Genomic DNA, 6,343 nt, shown 5'->3' with positions numbered 1-6,343 from the left:
CCTCGCCGGCCGCGATGTGCTCCCGGATGCGGCGGCCGCCGGCGACTGGACCTCCTCGCTGGACCGCGCCGCCTACACCGCCGGCGTCCGCCGCATCCGGGAGCACATCGCGGCCGGCGAGGTCTACCAGGCCAACCTCTGCCGGGTGCTGTCCGCGCCGCTGCCCGACCCGGCCGCCGCCGACGTCGACGCGCTCACCGCGCTGCTCGCCCGCGGCAACCCCGCCCCGTACGCAGGAACGATCCGCCTGCCGGCGCACGGCGTGGAGATCGCCACCGCCTCGCCCGAGCTGTACCTGCGCCGGGTCGGCACCACCGTGGAGTCCGGACCGATCAAGGGCACCGGGCGCACCGCCGCGGACCTGCTGGACAAGGACCGCGCCGAGAACGTGATGATCGTCGACCTGGTCCGCAACGACCTGGGCCGGGTCTGCGCTACCGGCAGCGTCACCGTCCCCGAGCTGTGCGCCGTCGAGCCGCACCCGGGCCTGGTGCACCTGGTCTCCACGGTCCGCGGCCGGCTGGCCCCGTCGGCGGGCTGGCCCGAGCTGCTGGGGGCCACCTTCCCGCCCGGCTCGGTCACCGGCGCCCCCAAGTCCAGCGCCCTCACGATCATCGAGGCGCTGGAGACCGCGCCCCGCGGCCCGTACTGCGGCGGCATCGGCTGGGTGGACGCCGACCGGCGCACCGCCGAGCTGGCCGTCGGCATACGCACCTTCTGGATCGACCGGCCGGCCGGCGCCCTGCGCTTCGGCACCGGCGCCGGCATCACCTGGGACTCCGACCCCGAACGCGAGTGGGCGGAGACCGAGCTGAAGGCGTCGCGGCTGCTGGCGGTAGCGTCGGGGGCGTACGCGGCGAGCGGAAGGACGAGCGCGAGATGAAACTCTGGGTCGACGGCGGGCTGCACGAGGCGGACACCGCCCGGGTCTCGGTGCTGGACCACGGCCTGACCGTGGGCGACGGCGTCTTCGAGACCATCAAGGCCGTGCACGGCCGGGCCTTCGCCCTCACCCCGCACCTGGACCGGCTGGTCCGCTCCGCCCGGGGCCTGGGCCTGCCCGACCCGGACCTGGACGAGGTGCGCCGGGCCTGCGCCGCCGTGCTGGACGCCGAGCCGCTGCCGCTGGGCCGGCTGCGGATCACCTACACCGGCGGCACCTCCCCGCTCGGCTCGGACCGCGGCGACGCCGGCCCCACCCTGGTCGTCGCCCTCGGCGAGGCCGCGGAACGCCCCGACACCACGGCCGTGATCACCGTGGACTGGACCCGCAACGAGCGCGGCGTCCTCACCGGCCTGAAGACCACCTCGTACGCGGAGAACGTCGTCGCCCTGGCCCGGGCGCACCGGCAGGGCGCCTCCGAGGCGCTGTTCGGCAACACGGTGGGCGCCCTCTGCGAGGGCACCGGCTCCAACGTCTTCGTCGTCCTGGACGGCCGGCTGCACACCCCGCCGCTCGCCTCCGGCTGCCTGGCGGGCATCACCCGCGACCTGGTCATCGAGTGGACCGGTGCGGAGGAGACCGACCTGCCGCTGGACGTGCTGGAGCGGGCGGAGGAGGTCTTCCTCACCTCCACCCTGCGCGACGTGCAGGCGGTGCACCGGATCGACGGCCGCGAACTGCCCGGCGCGCCGGGCCCGGTGACCGCCAAGGCGATGCGCGTCTTCGCCGAGCGCGCGCAGCGGATGCTCGCCGCCCAAGGGTGAGCGCGCCAACCGGATGACCGGGGCCCGGTCCGGGGGGTAGAACACGGGGGTGACCACCACCCTGCGGCCGGCCGGGCCGCTCCAGCAGACCGCCGACGGGACCAGGACCCGCCCCTACGAGGTGTGCGTCAACAGCCGCCCGGTCGGCACGGTCGAACTGGGCACCTCGCCCGTCTTCGGCCCCTCCGTCGGCCAGATCCGCGACCTGTGCATCGCCGAGCCCGACCGGCGCCGGGGACGCGGCACGGTCGCCGCGCTCGCCGCGGAGGAGGTGCTGCGCGCCTGGCGCTGCGCCCGCGTCGACGTCACCCTGCCCGCCGACGCCACCGCGGCCCGCCGACTGGCCGAGGCCCTCGGGTACGCGGAGCGCGGCCGCTCCATGGTCAAGCCGCTGCCCGAGGAGCCGCCCGCCCTCCCCGACGCCGGGATACGCCCGATGACGGACGCCGAGTTCGCGGACTTCGTGCCGACGGCCGTCGAGGGGTACGCGAGCGACCTGGCGGCCCGGGGCGTCCCCGAGGAGCAGGCCCGGTCCCGCTCCGAGGAGAGCCACCGGGAGCTGCTGCCGGACGGCCTGGCGACCGAGGGCGCCGGGCTGTTCACGGCCGCGGATGCGCGGGGCCGGGCGATCGGCTGGCTGTGGACCGGCCGGCGCGACCTGCCGGGGGAGGGGCGGACCGGGTACGTGTGGAGCATCGAGGTCGCCGAGCGGGCACGCGGCCGGGGCGTGGGGCGGTCCCTGATGCGGGTGGCCGAGCAGGCCGTGCACGCGGACGGCGCCCGGCGGATCGGCCTGCACGTCTTCAGCGACAACGTCCCGGCCCGGCGGCTGTACGAGTCGCTGGGCTACGAGGTGACGCAGCTCCACTGCCACAAGCCGCTGGTGTGAGGCGCGCCGACGGGCGCCGCGCGGGGCGGGTCAGGCGCCGGCCAGCAGCCGGTCCGCGATCTCCTCGATCCGGGCCCGCAGCCCCTCCTGCCCCTGCCCGCCGTCCAGGCGCTCGCCGCCGATGACATAGGTCGGGGTGCCGGTGACGCCGATGGCCCGGCCCTCGGCCTGGTCGGCGTCGACGGCCAGCAGGTGCCGGCCGTCGATCAGCGCGGTGTCGAACTCCTCGGCGTCCAGCCCCAGCGCCTCGGCGGTCCGCACCAGGTACGGCTCGCCGCGGGCGGCGAGGTCGCCGGTGGTCTCCAGCACCGCCTCCGTGTACGCCCAGCCCCTGCCCTGCGTGAACGCCTCCTCGGCGGCCTGCGCGGCGGCGTAGGCGTGCTTGTGCTTCTCCAGCGGGAAGTGGCGCAGCCGCACCTCCAGCCGGTCGCCGTAGCGCTCGCGCAGCGCGTGCAGGTCGGCCAGGGCGGTACGGCAGTCGGGGCACTGGAGCTCGCACCAGAAGTCGAGCACGGCGGGGGAGTGGTCCATGGGGCCAGTCTCTCACCGGGCCCCGGACGGCCGGCCGGCGGCGGGGGCGGTGGGGCAGGGGCCCTACCCAGGGACGATCCGTCCCGGAGATCTCCCTGAGAGCGGCCGGACGGCATGGCCCGCACCGCCCCCGGCGGTGCAGGATGGAGGGGACGCACGCCCGCCGCCCGTCTGGAGGACCGGATGCTTGCCGAGACGATTCTCTCCGCGGTGTCCGCGGCCGGGCTGGGGCTCGCCGCGATCACCGCCTACCGCAAGCGGTTCCTGACCGCCGCCCGGATCGCCGGTTACGCACTGGTGCCGCTGGGGCTGGTGATGACCGGTGCGGTGGCCTGGCTGGCCCGGACCGCCTTCTCCCCGGTGGCCTGGGCGGGCTTCGGCGTGCTGGGACTGTCCTGGCTGCTGTTCGCCGTCACCCGGGGAGTCGAGCGGCGGCGCGGGACCGGCTCCACCCGCAAGGAGCGCCGGGCCGCGCGCCGCGAGACCGCGGCCGCGCCGGACGCCTCCACCCCGGCCGCGGTGACCGGTCCGGCCGCCCGCCCCGGCGGCCGCCCGGCGGCCGGGAAGCCCGACGCGGCGCGCGGCGGCGACGACTTCAGCGAGATCGAGGCGATCCTGAAGAAGCACGGCATCTGAGCCGACCAAGCACCCTGTCCGACGCGAGGCAGGAGAGCAGCCGGCGCCCTCGGCCGCGCGGAATTCACGCGATGACGGCTTCTACCACGACGACCCCGCCCCACTCGGGCGGAATCCGGCGGCAAACCACAAGATGGGATGAACGGCGGGCCGCAGGAGGCCATTTCGGTGAACGACGGGCGGCCGGCCGGGCCATGATGCGGCCGAGATGCTCGATACCTCGCGGGAGAACGCCCCCGCCACCGCCGACGCCGCGTCCGACGAACCGCGCGGCTGCCTGTTCGCCCTCTCCCAGCCGCCGCTGCTGATCTTCCTCTCGGTCGTCGGCGGCCTGCTGATGATGGCGGCCGTCCATGACCTGTTCGTCCTATGAGCGGCCGCGCCGGGGCCGGCTCAGCCGGTCGCCGCCTCCTTGCGGCGGGCCCGGTAGGCGGCCACGTGCAGCCGGTTGCCGCAGGTGCGGCTGTCGCAGTAGCGGCGCGAGCGGTTGCGGGAGAGGTCCACGAAGGCCCGCCCGCAGTCCGGCGCCTCGCAGCGGCGCAGCCGCTCCCGCTCGCCGGCCACCACGATGAAGGCCAGCGCCATCCCGCAGTCGGCCGCCAGGTGGTCGGCGACCGAGGCGCCCGGCGCGAAGTAGTGCACGTGCCAGTCGTAGCCGTCGTGGTCGGTGAGCTGCGGGGTGGTGCCGGCCGCGGCCACCAGTTGGTTGATCAGCTCGGACGCGGCCCGGGTGTCGGGGGCGGCGAACACCTCGGTGAAGCGTTCCCGCACCGCCCGCACGGCCCGCAGGTCGGGGTCGGCCAGCTCCTCCACGCCGCTGACCCGGTGGTCGCGCACGAAGGCGTAGAGCGCCGTGAGGTCTCCGAGCCCGTCGCCCCGTCCGCCCTCCGGCGCGGTGTTCACCAGGTCGACGACGGTGTCGAGCGCGATGCGGGTGTCGTGGGGGATCAGCACGATTCACTCCCTGGCCGGCCGCGGGCGGGCGCCCGCCGGATCGTGCGCCGACTCTAGCCGCTCGCCTCGGGGGCCGTTCGGGCAGGCGGCCGCCCCGCCCGCCCGGACGCGCGCGGGCGCCGCCGCCGCGGAGGTGGTCCGCGGCGGCGGCGCCCAGGTGTCGCCCGGTGCGGCCGGGCCGGGCCCGCGGCACGGGACCCGTGGGTCCCGCACCCGGGCCCGGTGGCCGCGGGAGGTTGTCCGCGCGGCGCCGTCGCCCCGAGTCGGACGGCGCCGTGCGGCGTCGGCTGGCCCTAGTTCTCGGCCAGGATGTGGGAGAGCTCCGTGTCGAGGTCGAAGTGCCGGTGCTCGGTGCCGGGGGGCACGGCGGCGTCGGTGCGCTTGAGGAAGGACTCCAGCGCGCGCGCCGGGGCCTCCAGCAGGGCCTCCCCCTCGGGGGAGCTGAGTGCGATGCAGACGACGCCCTGACCGTGGCTGCGGGACGGCCATACCCGGACGTCGCCGGTACCGGTGGGGCGGTGGAGCCCTTCGGCGAGCAGGTCGCGGGCGAACACCCACTCGACCGTCTCCTCGGCTCCGGTGTGGAAGGTGGCGTGCACGGCATACGGATCGGCCGTGTCATACCGCAGGCCCGCCGGTACAGGCAGTGAGGACTCGCTCGATACAACGAGGCGCAGGTGCAGCTCGCAGCTGACCGTGGTGTTCATAAGCGCCAGGGCCTTTCGCTCAGTGTGCGCTCGGGGATTCGCACGTCGGCGAATTCGACATGCCACCTACGGTGCCGTTGTAAACCCCTCTGTCTGTTTTGTGCGGCTTGGGTTACCTCTGATGGCGGTATGCAACCGGGCGTTATGCAGCCATTCCGGTGGTGCGCGTGAGTCGGGTAAGTTGGCCGCATGAAAGCGGAGAGTGACGAGCGGGCGATGGGCGCCGGGGCACCGGTGGCCACCGCGCCCGCCACGGGGGACGTGACGGCGCGGCCGGCCGGTGAGCGGCCAGGCCCGTCCCCGGCGACCGGCGAGCGGCCGGCCGAGGAGGCGGCGTCCGTCGAGCAGGGGCTCGGGTCGCGGGCGCCCGCGTTCATCCAGGCCCGCCGGACCCTCCACCTGAGCTGGCAGGTGGGCGTGTTCGTGGTCGGCCTCGCGGTGGTCGCCGCCGGCGTCGCCATGCTGGTGCTGCCCGGACCGGGCTGGGTGGTGATCTTCGCCGGCATGGCGATCTGGGCCACCGAGTTCGTCTGGGCGCAGCTCGTCCTGCGCTGGACCAAGCGCAAGGTCACCGAGGCCGCCCAGCGCGCCCTCGACCCCAAGGTGCGGCGGCGCAACATCATCCTCACCTCGGTCGGCCTCGCCATCATGGGCGCGCTGATCGGCGTCTACCTGTGGAAGTACGGCTTCGCCATGCCCTGGGAGATCGGCAAGTGACCGCCGCCACGGGTGGTCGGCGCACCCGCTGACATGGGGTAATGTTGGCCCTGCGCCCGGGCGATTAGCTCAGCGGGAGAGCACTTCGTTCACACCGAAGGGGTCACTGGTTCGATCCCAGTATCGCCCACCGGACGTTCAGGCCCCGGAGACCACACGGTCTCCGGGGCCTGAACGTCCGGTGGGCGATACTGGGATCGAA

General features: G+C 75.1%; 9 protein-coding genes and 1 tRNA gene. 7 read left to right on the top strand and 3 right to left on the bottom strand.

Annotated features, from left to right (window positions below; genetic code table 11):
• From C6N75_RS26805 to C6N75_RS26795, 3 genes are all read left to right on the top strand, one after another.
• Positions 1 to 883: chorismate-binding protein (locus C6N75_RS26805; RefSeq protein ID WP_105871457.1), on the top strand; the 883-nt coding region annotated here is incomplete at its 5' end.
• Positions 880 to 1,707, top strand: a complete 828-nt coding sequence (locus C6N75_RS26800; protein ID WP_105871456.1) for an aminotransferase class IV — start codon at positions 880 to 882, stop codon at positions 1,705 to 1,707. The genes C6N75_RS26805 and C6N75_RS26800, both read left to right, overlap by 4 nt.
• Before the next feature lie 49 nt (positions 1,708 to 1,756).
• Positions 1,757 to 2,596, top strand: a complete 840-nt coding sequence (locus C6N75_RS26795) for a GNAT family N-acetyltransferase (RefSeq protein ID WP_105871455.1) — start codon at positions 1,757 to 1,759, stop codon at positions 2,594 to 2,596.
• A gap of 30 nt (positions 2,597 to 2,626) precedes the next feature.
• Here the strand turns inward: C6N75_RS26795 and C6N75_RS26790 are convergent, their stop codons facing one another.
• Positions 2,627 to 3,127, bottom strand: a complete 501-nt coding sequence (locus C6N75_RS26790) for a DsbA family protein (protein WP_105871454.1) — start codon at positions 3,125 to 3,127, stop codon at positions 2,627 to 2,629.
• Positions 3,128 to 3,310: 183 nt separating this feature from the next.
• Here C6N75_RS26790 and C6N75_RS26785 point away from each other — a divergent pair, with 183 nt between their 5' ends.
• Together C6N75_RS26785 and C6N75_RS30980 are read left to right on the top strand one after the other, a co-directional pair.
• On the top strand, positions 3,311 to 3,763 hold the full coding sequence (locus C6N75_RS26785) for a hypothetical protein (RefSeq protein WP_258177637.1): 453 nt from the start codon (positions 3,311 to 3,313) through the stop codon (positions 3,761 to 3,763).
• Between the two features lie 208 nt (positions 3,764 to 3,971).
• A complete protein-coding gene (locus C6N75_RS30980) occupies positions 3,972 to 4,136 on the top strand; it encodes a hypothetical protein (RefSeq protein ID WP_181160631.1) in 165 nt (54 codons plus the stop codon).
• Between the two features lie 20 nt (positions 4,137 to 4,156).
• On the opposite strand, the gene C6N75_RS26780 is transcribed toward C6N75_RS30980, so the two are convergent.
• Positions 4,157 to 4,717, bottom strand: a complete 561-nt coding sequence (locus C6N75_RS26780; RefSeq protein ID WP_105871452.1) for a CGNR zinc finger domain-containing protein — start codon at positions 4,715 to 4,717, stop codon at positions 4,157 to 4,159.
• Between the two features lie 293 nt (positions 4,718 to 5,010).
• Positions 5,011 to 5,424, bottom strand: coding sequence for an SsgA family sporulation/cell division regulator (locus tag C6N75_RS26775; RefSeq protein WP_003987206.1), 414 nt, complete (start codon positions 5,422 to 5,424; stop codon positions 5,011 to 5,013).
• A 189-nt stretch (positions 5,425 to 5,613) separates the two neighbouring features.
• Here C6N75_RS26775 and C6N75_RS26770 point away from each other — a divergent pair, with 189 nt between their 5' ends.
• Entirely contained in the window at positions 5,614 to 6,141 is a 528-nt protein-coding gene (locus tag C6N75_RS26770; RefSeq protein ID WP_181160630.1) for a TIGR02611 family protein, read from the top strand.
• 58 nt (positions 6,142 to 6,199) lie between these two features.
• Positions 6,200 to 6,271 (top strand) — tRNA-Val (locus tag C6N75_RS26765).
• Positions 6,272 to 6,343: the final 72 nt, after the last annotated feature.

The organism is Streptomyces solincola, assembly GCF_002982015.1.
In the GTDB taxonomy this organism is placed as follows: domain Bacteria; phylum Actinomycetota; class Actinomycetes; order Streptomycetales; family Streptomycetaceae; genus Streptomyces; species Streptomyces solincola.
The sequence above is the reverse complement of the archived record's forward strand: the minus strand, read 5'-3'. Positions and strand labels throughout refer to the sequence as shown.